Here is a 16,731-nt window from a genome sequence, read left to right on the forward strand (position 1 = left end):
GCACCGCCCGGCTGGGGCAGGCAGGTTAAAGATCAAGCTCAGTGCTGGTAGGCCCCGGAGTCGAGCGGCGTGGACAGGGCCTTGCCGGTGAAGTCCTTGGCGTACGCCTTGCCGCCGAACCAGGTGGGGGTCAGCGCGACGGCGCGGCCGAGCGCCGGTGAGCCGGGCCGCAGCCGCAGGTCGGTGCGGGAGCGGAACTTGGGGTCGGCCATGACGGACTTCGGGCCCGGCTTGAACCTGGCGGTGCGCCCCTTGTACACGCCGCCGTCGTCGTCGGCGCCCGCGCCGTCCTCCCAGCCGGCCTCCCCGCCGACCGAGATGACGTTGTTGCGCAGCTTGAGGATCGACGGGGAGCAGCCGTCGTGGCAGGACCAGCCGATGGTGTCCCTGGCCGGCAGGTAGACCGAGTTGTGCACCGCGACCGTGCCCTTGACGGGGCCGACGGCGTGGCGGGAGCCGCGGGTGATGAGGAAGCTGCCGCGGCTGCGCGAGGAGGTGACGACGTTGAAGGCGAACACGTTGCCGGTGGCGGTCTTGCCCTTCTGCGCGCCGAGTTCGGTGAACGTCTCGTTGTTCCTGGCGGTGTTGTGGGTGATCGTGTTGCGGTCGCCGTTGAAGATCTCGACGGCGGCCCCGTCGGTGCCGTAGTCGGCGCTCTTGGCGTAGCTGCCGGTGATGGTGTTGCCGGTGACCACGTTGTCGTCGCCGTTGAGCAGCACGCCGAAGGCGCCGGAGTCGTTGTCGCCGCCCTCGTCGTTGACGCTCATCCGGTTGTTGTCGCGCAGCACGCTGTCGCGGATGGTGTTGCGCGAGCCGGACGGCGTGACCAGGACGCCGGCGATGTTGCGGTCGGCCTCGACGCCGCTCAGCTCGTTGGAGTCGCCGCGGAGCTCGAAGCCGGCCCAGCGGCAGTTGGAGGCGCGCAGCCCGCTGATGCGCCAGTGGTTGCCGCTGACGATCACGCAGTCGTCCTGGGTGCCGCTGATCTTGGCCAGCGGGCCCTTGCCGTACGCCTTGATCGTGAGGGGCCGGGCGGCGGTGCCGCTCGGCTCGAGCTCGAGCGGGCCGGCGAAGCCGCTGCCGCGCTTGACGGCGACGGTGTCGCCCGGCTTGAGCTCGGCGGCGGCGAGCTTGTCCAGCGACTTCCACGCGGTGGCGGCGCTGGTGCCGGCCGCGCCGTCGTCACCGGCCCGTGAGTCGACGTAGTAGGTGGTGCCCGCGGCGGCCAGTGCCCCGGACGGCACGGCAGGCAGGAGCGAAGCCAGGACGGCCACGGACAGCAACCTCATACGAGCACACCACTAACGAGTAGGCCACGGATGGGACGGGAGAGTCAGCAGAGGACACCGTAGCGTGATCAGTGTGTGAGGCGCCACATACGCAGAGAAGGTCCGTCCCCCGGGACGACGTCGCCGTCCTGGGCGTTGTAGAGGCCGGTGGCGTGCGTGCCGATGGCCAGCGGCCGGCCGGGCGCGCGGCGGGCGGCCACGAGGATCGTCTCCTCCTCCGTCTCGCGGGCGAAGACCAGGCAGTCGGCGTCGGCGTGCAGCCAGCGCAGGCCGCCGCGGCGCAGGGCGGGCTCGGCCCGGCGCAGCCCGAGCAGGTCGCGGTAGCCGGCCAGCGTGCGCAGGTCCTGGTCGGCGGGCCGGTTCCAGGGCATCGGGGTGCGGGAGTGCTCGCCGTTGACGCCGGTCAGGCCGAACTCGCTGCCGGCGAACACCATGGGCGTGCCTGGCAGCGTGGCCTGCAGGCCGAGGGCGAGCAGGTGGCGCTCGCGCGAGCCGGTCACGGTGCGGATCCGGGGGGTGTCGTGCGAGTCGAGGAGCTGCCAGGAGTGCACGAGCGAGCGCCACGACATCTGCGAGGCGAACGCCCGGTAGGTGGCCAGCGCCTGCGTGCCGTCGCGCCGGGGCACGCCGCCGGGGACGCCGAGGAAGTGGTCGAGGTCGAGGTCGGGGCCGCGCAGCCAGGCCCAGACGGGACGGGTGAAGCCGCCGTAGTTCATGGTGCCGTGCCAGCCGTCGAGGTCGAGGTCGCGGGTGGCGTCGTGGTTGTGCTCGGCGATGAGGGCGACGCCGGGGCCGAGTTCGGCGCGCAGCCGGGCGGCCACCTCGTGGTTGTGGTCGTCGCCGGCGTGCCTGCCGGTCATGTTGGCCACGTCCACCCGCCAGCCGTCGAACGGGCCGAGCCACTTCTTCAGCACCGCCGTCATGCCGGCGCGGACGCGTTCGCTGCCCCAGTTGAGCTTGGGCAGGCTCTTGAAGCCCCACCACGACGCGTAGCCGCCCGTCTCCGGGTCGAAGTAGAACATCTCGCGCTCGGGCGCGTGCACGTCGGAGACGGCCGCGGTGAACCACTCGTGCGTGTCGCCGCAGTGGTTGGTGGTGACGTCGCCGAGCAGCCGCATGCCGCGCGCGTGCACCGCGTCCGACAGCCGGCGCAGGGCCTCGTCGCCGCCGAGCAGCGGGTCCACGTGCTCGAACGTCGAGGCGTTGTAGCGGTGGTTGGAGCGGGCGGGGAAGATCGGCGTCAGGTAGACGGTGTCCACGCCGAGGCTCTGGACGTGGTCGAGCCGCCTGGTGACGCCGTCGAGGTCGCCGCCGTAGAACTGCTCGGCGGTGCCGTGGCCGCTGGGGATGACCGGGTCGCGGTCCCAGTCGCGCGGCAGCGCCCAGTCGGGCACGTCGGCCATCGGCCCGGAGCGGTCGAAGCGGTCGGGGAAGATCTGGTAGACGATCGCGTCCGGCATCCACTCCGGGGGCGCCTGGTGGCAGACCAGCCGGAAGTCGCCGGCGTCGGTGACGTCGTGGCCGGTCAGCCCGGCCGCGGTCAGCCACTGCTGGCCGGTCGCGGTGCGCAGCAGGAAACGGTACGGGGTGACGGGGTTGACGGCGGTGATCTCGGCCCGCCACCAGTCGTCGGTCCTGCCGTAGCCGGTCGCCTGCCGGCCGGGGTCCACGGCGGCCTCGGCGTAGCGCGGCTCGCCGTCGTGCACCGCGCGTACGAGCACGGCGGTGACGCCGGCGGCCCGCGGCGCGCGCAGCCAGAGCGTGACCCGCGCCCCGAGCGTGGGGCGCTGGTCGGGGACGTACAGTGCCGAGCCGTCGTGATGCGGCTCCCCGAGATGACGCAGCACGGGTTCCTATCCCTTGACTGCCCCGGCGGTCAGGCCGGAGACGATGTACTTCTGCAACCAGAGGAACACACCGACCGTGGGAACGGCGGTGATCAGCGTGCCGGCGGCGAACATGCCGAAGTTCGCGTTGCGGTGGTCGCCGGCGATCATGCCGTACATGCCGACGGCGAGGGTCTTGCTCTCGGTGTCGCGCAGGAACACGTTGGCCATGAGGAACTCGCTCATGGTGCCGATGAACGCCAGCAGTGCGGTGACCGCGAGGATCGGCGTGACCAGCGGCATGATGACGCGCCAGAAGATCTGGGCGTGCGAGGCGCCGTCCATGGTGGCGGCCTCGTCGAGCTCCTTGGGCACGGTGTCGAGGAAGCCCTTCATCAGCCAGGTGTTCACGCCGAGCGCGCCGCCGAGGTAGAGCAGCAGCAGGCCCCACGCGGTGTTGAAGCCGAAGGCGGGGTAGAGCTCGGTCACCTCGGTGAAGATCATGAAGATCGTCACGATGGCGAGGAACTGCGGGAACATCTGGATGAGCAGCAGCGCCATCATGCCGGCCCGGCGGCCGGCGAAGCGCATCCGGCTGAAGGCGTAGGCGGCCAGCATCGACAGCAGCAGGCTCGCGAACGACGAGGCCAGCGCGATGAACACCGAGTTGAGGAACCACCGTCCGAAGGGGTAGGCGTCGGAGGTCAGCAGGTTCGCGAAGTTGTCCGCGCTCGCGCCGGCGGGCAGCAGCGAGGTGGAGGCCAGCGTGCCCATCGGGTTGAGCGCGGCCGAGACCACGAAGAGAATCGGGAAGACCGCGAACGCGCACACGGCGAGCACGAAGACGTGCCGGAGCGTCATCCTCACGCGTAGACCTCCTCCTGCCTGCGGGTGCGGCGGAACGCCACGGCCGAGATGACGGCCACGATGGCGAAGATGAACACCGAGATCGCCGCGGCGAAGCCGAACTGCGCGCCGCCCGCGCCGAAGGCCAGCCTGAAGGTGTAGGTGATGAGCAGGTCGGTGCCGCCCACCTGCGGGCTCTCGGCGGGGAACGGGCCGCCGTCGGTGGTGAGCGCGATGGCGTTGAAGTTGTTGAAGTTGAAGGCGAACGACGAGATCAGCAGCGGCGTGAGCGCGACGAGCAGCAGCGGCAGCGTGACCCGGCGGAAGGCCGTCCAGGGCGCGGCCCCGTCGATGGAGGCGGCCTCGGTCAGCTCGCGCGGGATGGCCTGCAGCGCCCCGGTGGTGACGAGGAACATGTACGGGAAGCCGAGCCAGAGGTTGACCAGGATGACGCCGAACCGGGCGGTCATGGTCTGGCCGAGCCAGTCGATCTCGGTGCCGAGGAGCTGGTTGATCAGGCCGAAGTCGCGGTTGAACATGTCGCGCCAGACCAGCAGCATGGCGAAGGCGGGCATGGCGTACGGCAGGATCAGCACGATCCGGTAGACGCGGGTGCCGCGCATGCGCGGATGGTGCAGGGCCAGGGCGACCCCCATGCCGAGGGCGAAGCAGCCGACCACCGAGGCGAGGGCGAAGACCAGGTTCCAGCCGAGGACGCCCGCGAAGTGCCCGGAGATGGTGGGGTTCGTCAGCACTCGCGAGAAGTTGTCCAGGCCGACGTTGACCTGCCAGCCCTGCGAAAGGTTCTCGCCCTTGGCATTGACGAAGTAGCCGCGGCTCTCGTCGGCCGTCCAGGTGCCGCCGTCGCCGCGTACGCAGTCGCACGTGGCGTCGTACCCGAGCGTGGCCTTGCCCTCGACGGCGCGGCTGAGGCCGTTGGCCTTGATCAGGCCGCCGGGGGTGGGGACGGCCAGCGCGGAGATCTCCGGCCCGCGCGCGGCGGCCTCGGGTGCCTTGAGCACGCTCACGCCGGGCGCGGCGAGCACCTTGCCGGTGGCGCCGAGCCGGGCGCCGTCGAGCGGGGTGAGGCCGCCGGCCGCGCCCAGCGAGACCTGCTTGGTGGCCGGGTCCACGAGCAGGAACACCAGCTCGTCGCCGCGCAGCGCCACGGTCATGGTGTACTCGGGCGAGCCGGGCGCCTGCCGGACCGAGCCGGTCTCGATGGCGGTGACGGCCTCGGCCTTGTCGCCGCGGTGCCCGTCGCCGAAGTTGGTGAACGCGGTGGTCAGGGTGTAGACCACCGGGAACACCTGGAAGGCGACGAGGAAGACGGTGCCGGGGATGAGGTACTTGGCCGGGATGAAGCGCCGGGTCAGGTAGAGCCAGGCGGCGGTCGCGCTCACGGCGCACAGCAGCCCGAGCGCGACCCACGACCCGGTGGCGGCCAGCGGCGGCGCGGCGTAGAGCAGGATCGCGGCGGTCACGGCGAGCACCGCGATCCTGCTCACCACGAACGCCGTGGTGATCTCCCGGCGGGGCCGTGCGTGCGCGCTCGCCCGCGTGGCCTCTCGCGCGTCGAGAGCCATGACGTCAGTTCTTGAGCGAGCCGTCGATGGCCTTCTGCGCCGCCGTGGCGGCCTTGGCCGCGTCGCCGCCCTTGACCACGGCGTTCTCGGCGATGCCGAACGGCTCCCAGATGGCGGCCATCTCGGGGATGGCGGGCATCGGCAGGCCGTCCTTGCCGGCGTCGAGGAACTTGCCGGCGTCCGGGTCGCTCGCCCGTACCTCCTCCAGGGCGGCGGTCAGCGCCGGGGGCCGCGGGTCGGCCTCGTACAGGGCCTTGGCGACGTCCTTGTTCGTCACGTAGTTGGCGACGAACTCCTGGGCCAGGGCCTTGTTCTTGCCCTTGGAGGCCACGAAGAAGGTCTGCACGCCGACGAACGGGGTGGCTGCCTGGCCGCCCTCGAACGGCGGGACGGCGCTGATGTCGTAGGCGACGCCGGCCTTCTTGACCTCGCTGATCGCCCACGGGCCCGAGACGAGGTAGGCGCACTTGCCGCCGGCGAAGTTGACGATGTAGTTCTCGTTGGTCAGGGAGGTGCGCAGCGCGCCGTCGCCCTTCTCGCCGAGCTCCTTGAGCTTGCCGAACGCCTTGACCGAGCCCTCCGAGCCGAGCAGCACCTGCTTGGGGTCGGGGTCGCCGGAGGGGGTGGCGCCGAACAGCGCGCCGCCGCCCGAGGCGAAGATCGGGTAGACGTGGAAGGCGTCGCCCTTCTGGCCGACGGGGATGCACAGCACCTCGTCGACCTTGCCGTCCTTCTTGAGCGCCTTGCCCTGCTCGACCATGTCCTCGATGGTGGCGGGGGCGTCGGGGGCGAGGTCGGTGTTGCGGATCAGGGCGATGTTCTCCAGCGCGTACGGGGCTCCGTAGATCTGCCCGTCGAACGTCACGGCCTGTACGGCCTTGGCGGAGAACGACGCCTTCTGCTCCTCGGTGAGCGTGACCGGGTCGATGGCGCCGTTCTGCACCAGGTTCCCGATCCAGTCGTGGGCGCCGATCATGATGTCCGGGCCGCTGCCCTGCTGGGAGGCGGTCAGGAAGGTCACCTGGTTGTCCTTGCTGATCTCCTTCACCTCGACGGTGACGCCGTTCTCGGCGCCGAACCGGTCGGCGAAGGGCTTGAGCGGCTTGACCCGCGGGGGGTCGGCCCAGATCACGAGGGTGCCGCCGCCGACGGCCGGGGCCGAGGAGGACGCGCCGGCGCTCGCCGCCGGAGCGGCCGGTTGGGAACTGCCGCACGCCGTCGCGGTGAACGCCAGGGTCGCGAGTGTTGCCACACCCAGAGCCCGCATGCGCATGGGGGACCTCCCGAGGTCACGGAAGAAGGGCGGCGCGGCGCGCGCCGCCGGGGGAAACCTTGAACGTTTCCGGGACGTTAGCGGCTCTTTGCAAGAATTGGAAGAACTTGCGAAAGAGCGTTACCTGATCCACATCCGCGCATCGCGTCTGACCTCGTGACGGGCTCTCGTATCCTGATGGGCGCGGTCGCAAGTTTCCGCAACTTGCGCTTGACCGTTTGCGGATGATCGCGACATCGTTGACCGCGACATCACCCGACAGCTCGGGCCATCCGGGGAAGGACAGCCATGCTCGGCAACGACGACTGGTGGCGTGACGCCGTCGTGTACCAGGTGTACCCGCGAAGCTTCGCCGACGCCGACGGCGACGGCATGGGCGACCTGGAAGGCGTCCGCCAGCGGCTGGACTACCTCGCCCGGCTCGGCGTGGACGCCCTCTGGCTGAGCCCCTTCTACACCTCCCCCATGGCCGACGGCGGCTACGACGTCGCCGACTACCGCGACGTGGACCCCATGTTCGGCACGCTCGCCGACTTCGACGCGCTCGTCGCCGACGCCCACGCCCGGGGCATCCGGATCATCGCCGACCTGGTGCCGAACCACTCCTCCGACCAGCACCCCTGGTTCCAGGCCGGGCTGCGCGACCGCTACGTCTTCCGCGACCGGCCCAACGACTGGGAGTCGATCTTCGGCGGCAGCGCCTGGACCCAGGTCGAGGACGGCCAGTGGTACCTGCACCTGTTCGCCCCCGAGCAGCCGGACCTCAACTGGGCCAACCCCGAGGTGCGCGCCGAGTTCCGCGACATCCTGCGCTTCTGGCTCGACCGGGGCGTGGACGGCTTCCGCGTCGACGTGGCGCACGGCATGATCAAGGCCGAGGGCCTGCCGGACGTGGGCCAGAAGGACGGCCCGCAGGCCGAGATGCTCGGCGACGAGCAGGTGCCGTACTTCGACCAGGACGGCGTGCACGACATCTACCGCGAGTGGCGGCCGATCCTCGACTCCTACCCGGGCGGGCGGATGGCCGTCGCCGAGGCGTGGGTGTCCTCGCCCGAGCGGCTGGCCCGCTATGTGGGGCCGGACGAGCTGCACCAGGCGTTCAACTTCGAGTTCATGATGGCGGACTTCCACGCCAAGTCGTTCCGGACCGTCATCGAGAAGTCGCTGCGCGAGGCCGAGCTGGTCGGCGCGCCCACCACCTGGGTGCTGTCCAACCACGACAAGCCCCGCCACGTCACCCGGCACGGCAGCCTGGCCCGCGCCCGCGCGGCCACCCTGCTCATGCTGGCGCTGCCCGGCTCGGCCTACCTCTACAACGGCGAGGAGCTCGGCCTGCCCGAGGTGCTCGACCTGCCGGACGAGCTGCGCCAGGACCCCGCGTTCCGGCACCGGGGCGAGAGCCGCGACGGCTGCCGGGTGCCGCTGCCCTGGACCGCCGGCGGCGACCTCGGCTGGCGCGACCCGTGGCTGCCGATCCCCGCCGGCTGGGCGGAGCTGTCGGCCGAGGCCCAGGAGGACGACCCCGCCTCCACGCTGAACCTCTACCGGGCCGCGCTCGCCCTGCGCAGGCGGCACCCCGCGCTCGGCGGCGGCCCGCTCGCGTGGCTCGACTCCCCCAAGGACGTGCTGCTCATCGAGCGCGAGCCGGGCCTGGTCGTGGCGCTCAACACGGGCGAGGAGCCGGTGCGCCTGGACGTGCCGGGCGAGGTGCTGCTGTCCAGCGGCCCGCTGCCGGAGCCTGGCGTGCTCCCTCCGGACGCCACGCTCTGGCTGCAGCGCTGAGCGGGGTTGGGGAAAGCTTTCCCCTTACGCGGCAATTGTCGGCGATCACTCTCGGTAGCCTCGTGGGATGGCACCCTGGTGGGCCAGGTCCCTGCGGGGGCGCGTCACCCTCATCGCGACGGCCGTAGCCGCCCTCGTGCTCGTCCCCGTGGGCGTCGGCGGCGTGGTCGTGACCCGGTCCGTGATCGCCTCCAACGTGTTCGACGAGACCAGGGACACGGCCGAGCGGATCGCGTACGAGATGCGCGGCGGCGCGCTGCCCCTGGGCGCGGCCATCCCGGTGCCGAACCCGTCGGTGGACCTGATCCAGGTGGTCGGCCCCGACGGGCGGCTGCTGTCCACGAGCGACGCGGCCAGGAACCTGCCGCCGCTCAGCGACGTGCGCCCGACCGCCGAGAACCGGGTGATCAACACCACGAGCTGCCTGCCGACCGAGTGCGTGTACCTGTCGGCGGTGCGGGTGAGCATCTTCGCCGACTCCCCCATCGTCTACGCCGGCCGCAGCACCCCCGAACTGCTCACCTCCCGCACCCTCGACCTCATCGTGTTCGCGGAGATCGCCCTGCTCATCGGGCTGACGGCGTGGGCCACCTGGCTGGTCACCGGGCGGGCGCTGCGGCCGGTGGCCACCATGCGGGCCGAGCTCGACGCCGTGCACGCGGCCGACCTCAGCCACCGCGTCACCGAGCCCGCCGGCGACGACGAGGTGGCCCAGCTCGCCCATTCCGTCAACGGCACCCTGGCCCGGCTGGAGCGCTCGGCCGAGCAGCAGCGCCAGTTCGCCTCCGACGCCTCCCACGAGCTGCGCACCCCGATCGCCGGGCTGCGCGCCCAGTTGGAGAGCGCCCAGCTCTACCCGCAGGACACCGACCTGGAGGCGCTGGTGGAGAGCGCGCTGCGCGACACCGACCGGCTGGAGGCGATCATCACGGACCTGCTGCTGCTGGCCCGGATCGGCTCCCGGGTGGACGTGGCCAAGGAGCGCGTCGATCTGGCCGACCTGGTCCGCGAGGAACTCGCCGTGCGCAGCGACAAGCTGCCCGTGCAGGTGGAGCTGGAGGACGGGGTGGTGGTCGAGGGGGTGCGGCTGCAACTGACGCGGGTCCTGACGAACCTGCTGGACAACGCCCAGCGGCACGCCGAGCACACCGTCCGGGTCACGGTCGCGCGCGCCGAGGGCGACCCGGGCACGGCGGTGCTGGCGGTCGAGAACGACGGGATGGAGATCGCCGAGGCCGACCGCGAGCGCATCTTCGAGCGCTTCACCCGCCTGGACGCCGCCCGCAGCCGCGACGCGGGCGGGACCGGGCTCGGCCTGGCCATCGCCCGCGACGTGGCGATGGCGCACCGTGGCCGGATCTGCGTCGAGGACTACCCGGGCGGTGCCCGTTTCGTCCTGCGCCTGCCCGCCGTGTGACCGTTCGCTGCGGGACGATCGCGACGTTTCGCTAGATTTCCCCCGCCTCGGTCCTGGATCATGGAGCGCATGACGGAGCAGGCGCCGCAGGGCGTGAACCCCCACATCCCCAACGCGGCGCGGATGTATGACTACTTTCTCGGCGGCAAGGACAACTTCAAGTCCGACCGGGACCTGGGCGACATGGTGCTGAGCGTGATGCCGGAGGTGCGCGAGGGCACCAGGGAGAACCGGGGGCTGATCGGCCGGGTGGTGCGCTACCTGTGCGACCAGGGCATCACCCAGTTCCTCGATCTGGGCTCGGGCCTGCCCGCGCAGGAGAACGTGCACGAGGTCGCGCTGCGCCACGCCCCCGAGGCCCGCGTGGTGTACGTGGACAGCGACCCGGTGGTGGCCACGCACGGCCGGGCGCTGCTGGCCGACCCGAACCGGGTGGCGATGGTGCTGGGCGACTGCCGCAGGCCGGAGGAGATCCTCGCCGACCCGGAAGTGCGCGGGCTGATCGACTTCGACCGGCCGGTGGCGGTGCTCATGATGTTCGTCCTGCACCTCATCGGCGAGCAGGACGACCCGCAGCGGTTCGTGGCCGCCTACCGGGACGCGCTGGCGCCGGGCAGCTACCTGGCCATCTCGCACGTCACCAACGACGTGGCGACCGAGCGCGCGGCGCAGGTCACGGAGTTCTACCGCAAGGCCAACGCGGACTTCACGCCGCGGCCGGGCAAGGAGATCGCCGCCTTCTTCGGCGACTTCGAGCTCATCCCGCCCGGCCTGGCCTCGGGGCTGCCGCCGCACCAGATCTGGCCGTTCACCGACCCGGCCAACCCCGTCTTCGTGGACGAGGACCTGGCCCGCATGGCGTACGCGGGCATCGGCCGCAAGCCGTGACCCCCTGACCGCCCCCGCGCACCGGTGGCACGGGGGCGGCGGGAGCGGGGCGGTCAGGCGGGTGACATCTCCTTGGCCTGCTCGCGCGGCCCGTCCTCCCCGTCCGTGTCGTCGTCCTCGTCGAGCAGCCTGGCCTCGTCGAACGGCGCCTGCCCGGCCAGCACCCGCTCGGCCCGGTCCCGGTCGAACTCCCCGGTCCAGGTGCCCACGAGCACGGTGGCGACGGCGTTGCCGGCGAAGTTGGTCAGCGCCCGCGCCTCCGACATGAACCGGTCGATGCCCACGATGAGGCCGACCCCGTCCACCAGCTCGGGCCGGTGCGCCTGCAGGCCGCCGGCGAGCGTGGCCAGGCCCGCCCCGGTGACGCCGGCGGCGCCCTTCGAGGCGACCATCATGAACAGCAGCAGCGCGACCTGCTCGCCGAACTCCAGCGGCGACCCGGTGGCCGTGGCGATGAACAGCGTGGCCATGGTCAGGTAGATGGCGGTGCCGTCGAGGTTGAAGGAGTAGCCGGTCGGCACGGTGATGCCGGCCACGGTCTTGCTCACGCCCAGGTGCTCCATCTTCGCGATGAGCCGGGGCAGGGCCGTCTCCGACGACGACGTGGACAGGATGAGCAGGAACTCCCTGCCGAGGTAGCGCAGCAGCGACCACAGGTTGATCCGGGCCACCAGCCACAGGATCGTGCCGAGCACCACGCCGACGAACAGCAGGCACGTCACGTAGAAGGCGATCATGATGATGGCCAGGCTCTTGAGCGCCTCGATGCCGGTGGCGCCCACGACGGCGGCGATCGCGCCGAACGCGCCCACCGGCGCCGCCCACATGATCATGGCGAGGATGCGGAACACGAGCCGCTGGAAGTGCTCCACGCCCCGCAGGATCGGCGCGCCCTTGGCCCCCATGGCCTGCAGCGCGAAGCCGGCGAGCAGCGCGACCAGCAGCGCCTGGAGCACCGAGCCGTCGGTGAGCGCCGAGACCACCGTCTTGGGGATGATGCCGAGCAGGAAGTCGACCGTGCTGGCCTCCGCGACCTTGGCCGCCTCGGCCTCGGCGGCCTCCTTGGCGGTCTCGGTGAGTTGCAGGCCCGAGCCCGGGTCGATGACGTTGCCCACGGCCAGGCCGATGATCAGGGCGACCGTGGACATGGCGATGAAGTAGCCGAGGGCGAGCCCGCCGACCTTGCCGACCTGGGCGGCCTGGCGTACGGAGCCGATGCCGAGCACGATCGTGCAGAAGATGATCGGGCCGATCACCATCTGGATCAGCGCGACGAAGCCGGTGCCGAGGGGTTTGAGCTCTCTGCCCAGGTCGGGCCAGATGAAGCCGACCAGGATCCCGAACAGGACCGCCACGATGACGGCCAGATAGAGGTAGCGGGTGCGATCACGCATAGGGGGGTTCTCCGGCGGTTTGAGTGACCTTCTCGTTGTGCGACTATGCGGGTCAGAGTGATGCAGGTCACCATTGCGTAAGTTTCGTACATGAAAGGAACCCGGATGCGGGGCTGGAGCCTGGCGGGCCAGATGCTGGTGCTGCAGTTGCTCGTGGTCGCCGTCACCGCGACGGGCGGCGCGACGCTCGCCCTGGTGCAGGCGCACGAGCTGCTCACAGAGGAGGCGGGGGCCACGGCCACCGCCGCGGCCGTGGCGGTGGCCGCCTCGCCGGACGTGCTGGAGGCGCTCGGCGAGCCGGACCCGACCGCGCGGCTGCAGCCGTACGCGCAGCGGGTGCGCGTGGCGACGGGGGTCGACTTCATCACCATCATGAAGCCGGACGGCACCCGCTACACCCATCCGAACGAGTCCGAGATCGGCCGGCGCTTCCTCGGCCACATCGAGCGGGCGCTGCGCGGCGAGACGTTCACGGAGACCTACACCGGCACGCTCGGCGCGTCGAAGCGGGCGGTGACGCCGGTCATGGCCGGCGGGCGGGTGCGGGCGCTGGTCAGCGCCGGGATCACGATCGACCGGATCAGCGCCAGGCTGCGCGACCAGCTCGCCTGGGGCGGCCTCATCGTGGCGCTGGCGCTCGGCCTGGGCGCGGCCGGCACCTGGCTGGTCACCGTACGGCTGCGCCGCCAGACGCACGGCCTGGGCCCGGTCGAGCTGGGCCGCATCCACGAGCACCACGACGCGGTCCTGCACGCCGTCAGGGAGGGCCTGCTGCTGGTCGGCCGGGAGGGCACGCTGACGCTGTGCAACGACGCGGCCCGGCTGCTGCTGGACCTGCCCGCCGACGCCGAGGGGCGGCACGTGCGGGAGCTGGGCCTGGCCGAGGTGCTGGCCGACGACGAGGAGCGCATCCACCTGGTGGGCGACCGGGTGCTGGCCGTCAACAGCGCCGTCAGCAGGCTCGGCACGGTCGTCACCGTCCGCGACCACACCGAGTTGCAGGCGCTGAGCGGCCAGCTCGACGCGGAGCGCGGCTTCGCCGAGACGCTGCGCTCGGCGGCGCACGAGGCGGCCAACCGGCTGCACACGGTGATCACGCTGGTGGAGCTGGGCCGCACCGAGCAGGCGGTGGCGCTGGGCACGGCCGAGTTGCGGGCCGCGCAGGAGCTGACCGACCGGGTGGTGGGCGCGGTGCGCGAGCCGGTGCTGGCGGCGCTGCTGCTGGGCAAGAGCGCCGAGGCGGCCGAGCGCGGCGCGGAGCTGGTGATCAGCGACGACAGCGAGCTGGACGATCTGGGCCTGGACGCCCGCGAGCTGGTCACGATCCTGGGGAACCTGATCGACAACGCGATCGACGCGGCCTCGCGGGTGGAGGTGCACCTGAGCGCGGACGAGCGGGGCGTGCTGCTCAGGGTGGCCGACGACGGCCCGGGGCTGGCCGACCGGGGCGCGTTCGAGAAGGGCTGGACCACCAAGGGCGACGGTCACGGGCTCGGGCTGGCGCTGGTGGGGCAGGCGGTGCGGCGGCTCGGCGGCACGATCGAGATGACGGGCCCGGAGAATGGCCCGGAGAAAGGGCCATCGTCAGGATCGGTGTTCACCGTGCGGCTGCCGGTTCCGGAGCACGTCCGATGACGTTCTCGGTGCTGGTGGTGGAGGACGAGGAGATCACCGCCGAGGCGAACCGCATCTACGTCGGGCGGGTGCCGGGCTTCGAGGTGGCCGGGGTGGCCAGGTCCGGCGCGCAGGCGCTGCGCTTCCTGCGCGGGCGGCCGGTGGACCTCGTCCTGCTCGACCTGTACCTGCCCGACATGCACGGCCTGGACGTGTGCCGGGCGGTGCGGGCGGGCGGCCTGATGTGCGACGTGATCGCGGTGACCTCGGCCCGCGATCTGGCCATGGTCCGGTCGGCGGTGTCGCTGGGGGTCTCCCAGTACCTGCTCAAGCCGTTCACCTTCGCGACACTGGCCGAGAAGCTGACGCGTTACGCCCGGTTCAAGGAGGAGGCGGGCCTGGCGGTCGGGCAGGGTGACGTGGATCGGGTGCTCGGCGCCCTGCGCGGCCCCTCGGAGCTGCCGAAAGGCATGGCCCGCGACACCCTGGACACGGTGGCCGCGCGGTTGCGCGAGCGCCCGGAGGGAATGGCCGCGCAGGGGGTGGCGGACGCGATGGGGGTGTCCCGTGTGACCGCGCGCAGATACCTGGAGTACCTGGTGGAGCTGGGGGTCGCGGTCCGCCTGCCGCGCTACGGCGGAGTGGGCCGGCCAGAGTTGCTCTACCGGATCCCCATGGAAAGTTAATGGCGGTGACGCTGGCCGTTCAATCCGGCCCTCTAGCTTCTGGGTGCAATCCGATGCACTGAGGAGACACAGTTGCGAGTCCTGGCCGTTGTTCCCGCCCGCGGAGGTTCAGCGGGCGTACCCCTGAAGAACCTCGCCCTGGTCGGGGGCGTTCCGTTGGTCACCCGGGCGGTGCGGGCCTGCCTGCGTGCCGAGCTGGTGGACCAGGTCGTGGTCAGCACCGACCACGACGGGATCGCCGAGACCGCCAGGCAGGCGGGCGCGATCGTGGTCGAGCGCCCGGAGGAGCTGAGCGGCGCCACCGCCTCCAGCGAGTCCGCGGTGCTGCACGCGCTCGACGCCCTGGGCGCGGACCCCGAGATCGTCGTGCTGGTCCAGGCGACCAGCGCGTTCATCGACCCCGATGACCTGTCGGCGGCGGTGCGCAAGGTGCTCGACGGCGAGGCCGACGCCGTGGTGTCGGGCCTGCCCACGCACGAGTTCCTCTGGACGGCCGGCGGCTCCGGCGTCAACCACGACCCGGCCGTCAGGCAGCGCCGCCAGGACCGCGCGCCGGAGTTCCGCGAGAACGGCGCGTTCTACGTCATGCGCACCGCGGGCCTGCGCGCGCACGGCCACCGCTTCTTCGGCGAGATCGCCGTCCAGCCGGTGCCCGTCAAGCACGCCATCGAGATCGACAACCCGGAGGACCTCGAGCTCGTGCGCGCCCTCGCCCCGTTCATCGACCTGCCTGAGCCGATCGACGTGGACGCGGTCATCACCGACTTCGACGGCGTGCACACCGACGACCGCGCCTACGTCGACTCCGAGGGCCGCGAGATGGTGCTGGTCAGCCGCTCCGACGGGATGGGCGTCTCGCTGCTGCGGCGCTCCGGCGTCAAAGTGCTGATCATGTCCACCGAGCAGAACCCGGTGGTGGCCGCCCGCGCCCGCAAGCTCGGCGTGCCCGTGCTGCAGGGGCTGGCCGACAAGCGCACCGTGCTGCGCGACTGGCTGCGCATCGAGGGCCTCGACCCGGCCCGCGTGGCCTACGTCGGCAACGACGTCAACGACCTGGGCCCGATGGGCGAGGTCGGCTGGCCCGTCGCCACCCCCGACGCCCACCCGCGGGTGCGGGCCGCCGCCCGCGTGGTGCTGACCAGCGCCGGCGGCAGCGGGGCGGTGCGCGAGCTGTGCGAGCGCGTGGTGGCCGCCCGTCCCGAGCCGGCCCCCGTGGAGGTGCGCGCGAGACCGCGGTTCGGGCCGGTGGCGATCGGTGACGTGCCGGTCGGCGACGGCGAGCCGGTGTACGTCATCGGCGAGATCGGCATCAACCACAACGGCGACATCGACCTGGCCAGGCAGCTCATCGACGTGGCGGCCGAGGCCGGCTGCCAGGCGGTGAAGTTCCAGAAGCGCACGCCCGCGATCTGCGTGCCGGAGGAGCAGAAGGGCCAGATCCGCCAGACGCCGTGGGGCGAGATGACGTACCTGGAGTACAAGGAGCGCACCGAGTTCGGCCGCGACGAGTACACGCAGATCGCGAAGTACTGCGACGAGCGCGGGCTGCACTGGTTCGCCTCCCCGTGGGACGTGCCGTCGGTGGAGTTCCTGGAGGAGATGGACGTCCTGGTGCACAAGGTGGCCTCGGCCAGCGTGGCCGACCACGAACTGCTGCGTGCCCTGGCCGCCACCGGCAAGCCGCTGATCCTCTCGACCGGCATGTCCACGCTGCCGGAGATCGACGCGGCCGTCGAGATCCTCGGCACCGAGAAGCTGATCATGATGCACGCCACGTCCACGTACCCGCTGCCGCCCGAGGAGGCGAACCTGCGGACGATCACCGCGCTCAAGGAGCGCTACGGCGTCCCCGTCGGCTACTCGGGCCACGAGCGCGGGCTGCAGATCTCGCTGGCCGCGGTCACGCTCGGCGCGGTCTGCGTGGAGCGGCACATCACCCTCGACCGCACCATGTGGGGCTCCGACCACGCCGCCTCGCTGGAGCCGTCCGGGCTGGAGCACCTCGTCCGCGACATCCGCATCATCGAGCAGGCGCTGGGTGACGGCGTCAAGCGGGTCTTCCCCGGTGAGGAGGCTCCGAAGGCCCGCCTGCGCCGGGTGACCGTCTGACCGTTCCCATCAGGAAGAACC

12 protein-coding genes are annotated in these 16,731 nt (G+C 71.7%); 6 read left to right on the forward strand and 6 right to left on the reverse strand.

The window, feature by feature from the left end; translation table 11 throughout:
* Positions 1 to 38: 38 nt before the first annotated feature.
* From FAF44_RS14690 to FAF44_RS14710, 5 genes are all read right to left on the reverse strand, one after another.
* The gene (locus tag FAF44_RS14690; RefSeq protein WP_237103694.1) at positions 39 to 1,289 is read right to left on the reverse strand and encodes a right-handed parallel beta-helix repeat-containing protein; all 1,251 of its coding nucleotides are present in this window, start codon (positions 1,287 to 1,289) and stop codon (positions 39 to 41) included.
* Between the two features lie 68 nt (positions 1,290 to 1,357).
* Positions 1,358 to 3,136: a glycoside hydrolase family 13 protein gene (locus tag FAF44_RS14695; protein WP_237103695.1), complete on the reverse strand. Its 1,779-nt coding sequence runs from the start codon at positions 3,134 to 3,136 to the stop codon at positions 1,358 to 1,360.
* Positions 3,137 to 3,142: 6 nt separating this feature from the next.
* A complete protein-coding gene (locus FAF44_RS14700; protein ID WP_237103737.1) occupies positions 3,143 to 3,976 on the reverse strand; it encodes a sugar ABC transporter permease in 834 nt (277 codons plus the stop codon).
* Positions 3,977 to 3,978: 2 nt separating this feature from the next.
* On the reverse strand, positions 3,979 to 5,547 hold the full coding sequence (locus FAF44_RS14705; protein WP_237103696.1) for an ABC transporter permease subunit: 1,569 nt from the start codon (positions 5,545 to 5,547) through the stop codon (positions 3,979 to 3,981).
* 4 nt (positions 5,548 to 5,551) lie between these two features.
* Positions 5,552 to 6,799 (reverse strand): maltose ABC transporter substrate-binding protein, encoded by a 1,248-nt coding sequence (locus tag FAF44_RS14710; RefSeq protein WP_237103697.1) that lies wholly within the window; start codon positions 6,797 to 6,799, stop codon positions 5,552 to 5,554.
* Between the two features lie 309 nt (positions 6,800 to 7,108).
* On the opposite strand from FAF44_RS14710, the gene FAF44_RS14715 reads away from it, so the two are divergent.
* The 3 genes from FAF44_RS14715 (at position 7,109) to FAF44_RS14725 (ending at position 10,907) form a co-directional block, all read left to right on the forward strand.
* Positions 7,109 to 8,602: a glycoside hydrolase family 13 protein gene (locus FAF44_RS14715; protein WP_237103698.1), complete on the forward strand. Its 1,494-nt coding sequence runs from the start codon at positions 7,109 to 7,111 to the stop codon at positions 8,600 to 8,602.
* A 67-nt stretch (positions 8,603 to 8,669) separates the two neighbouring features.
* Entirely contained in the window at positions 8,670 to 10,019 is a 1,350-nt protein-coding gene (locus FAF44_RS14720; protein WP_237103699.1) for a cell wall metabolism sensor histidine kinase WalK, read from the forward strand.
* A gap of 69 nt (positions 10,020 to 10,088) precedes the next feature.
* Positions 10,089 to 10,907 (forward strand): SAM-dependent methyltransferase, encoded by an 819-nt coding sequence (locus FAF44_RS14725; protein ID WP_237103700.1) that lies wholly within the window; start codon positions 10,089 to 10,091, stop codon positions 10,905 to 10,907.
* A 53-nt stretch (positions 10,908 to 10,960) separates the two neighbouring features.
* Here the strand turns inward: FAF44_RS14725 and FAF44_RS14730 are convergent, their stop codons facing one another.
* Complete coding sequence (locus tag FAF44_RS14730) at positions 10,961 to 12,301, reverse strand: cation:dicarboxylase symporter family transporter (protein WP_237103701.1); 1,341 nt, start codon at positions 12,299 to 12,301, stop codon at positions 10,961 to 10,963.
* Between the two features lie 105 nt (positions 12,302 to 12,406).
* Here FAF44_RS14730 and FAF44_RS14735 point away from each other — a divergent pair, with 105 nt between their 5' ends.
* The 3 genes from FAF44_RS14735 to FAF44_RS14745 all read left to right on the forward strand — a co-directional run bounded on the left by FAF44_RS14735 (position 12,407) and on the right by FAF44_RS14745 (position 16,710).
* Entirely contained in the window at positions 12,407 to 13,936 is a 1,530-nt protein-coding gene (locus FAF44_RS14735; RefSeq protein WP_237103702.1) for a sensor histidine kinase, read from the forward strand.
* On the forward strand, positions 13,933 to 14,601 hold the full coding sequence (locus tag FAF44_RS14740; protein WP_237103703.1) for a response regulator: 669 nt from the start codon (positions 13,933 to 13,935) through the stop codon (positions 14,599 to 14,601). The genes FAF44_RS14735 and FAF44_RS14740 overlap by 4 nt, the downstream gene beginning before the upstream one ends.
* A gap of 72 nt (positions 14,602 to 14,673) precedes the next feature.
* Positions 14,674 to 16,710, forward strand: coding sequence for an N-acetylneuraminate synthase family protein (locus FAF44_RS14745; protein WP_237103704.1), 2,037 nt, complete (start codon positions 14,674 to 14,676; stop codon positions 16,708 to 16,710).
* Positions 16,711 to 16,731: the final 21 nt, after the last annotated feature.

The sequence above is a fragment of the Nonomuraea sp. MG754425 genome (genome assembly GCF_021699195.1).
GTDB lineage: Bacteria > Actinomycetota > Actinomycetes > Streptosporangiales > Streptosporangiaceae > Nonomuraea.

What these genes read in the sequence shown, in the direction of transcription:
- FAF44_RS14690 (WP_237103694.1), bottom strand. Translation starts at nt 1,289, where the DNA reads ATGAGGTTGCTGTCCGTGGCCGTCCTGGCTTCGCTCCTGCCTGCCGTG.
- FAF44_RS14700 (WP_237103737.1), bottom strand. Translation starts at nt 3,976, where the DNA reads ATGACGCTCCGGCACGTCTTCGTGCTCGCCGTGTGCGCGTTCGCGGTC.
- FAF44_RS14705 (WP_237103696.1), bottom strand. Translation starts at nt 5,547, where the DNA reads ATGGCTCTCGACGCGCGAGAGGCCACGCGGGCGAGCGCGCACGCACGG.
- FAF44_RS14715 (WP_237103698.1), top strand. Translation starts at nt 7,109, where the DNA reads ATGCTCGGCAACGACGACTGGTGGCGTGACGCCGTCGTGTACCAGGTG.
- FAF44_RS14720 (WP_237103699.1), top strand. Translation starts at nt 8,670, where the DNA reads ATGGCACCCTGGTGGGCCAGGTCCCTGCGGGGGCGCGTCACCCTCATC.
- FAF44_RS14725 (WP_237103700.1), top strand. Translation starts at nt 10,089, where the DNA reads ATGACGGAGCAGGCGCCGCAGGGCGTGAACCCCCACATCCCCAACGCG.
- FAF44_RS14730 (WP_237103701.1), bottom strand. Translation starts at nt 12,301, where the DNA reads ATGCGTGATCGCACCCGCTACCTCTATCTGGCCGTCATCGTGGCGGTC.
- FAF44_RS14735 (WP_237103702.1), top strand. Translation starts at nt 12,407, where the DNA reads ATGCGGGGCTGGAGCCTGGCGGGCCAGATGCTGGTGCTGCAGTTGCTC.
- FAF44_RS14740 (WP_237103703.1), top strand. Translation starts at nt 13,933, where the DNA reads ATGACGTTCTCGGTGCTGGTGGTGGAGGACGAGGAGATCACCGCCGAG.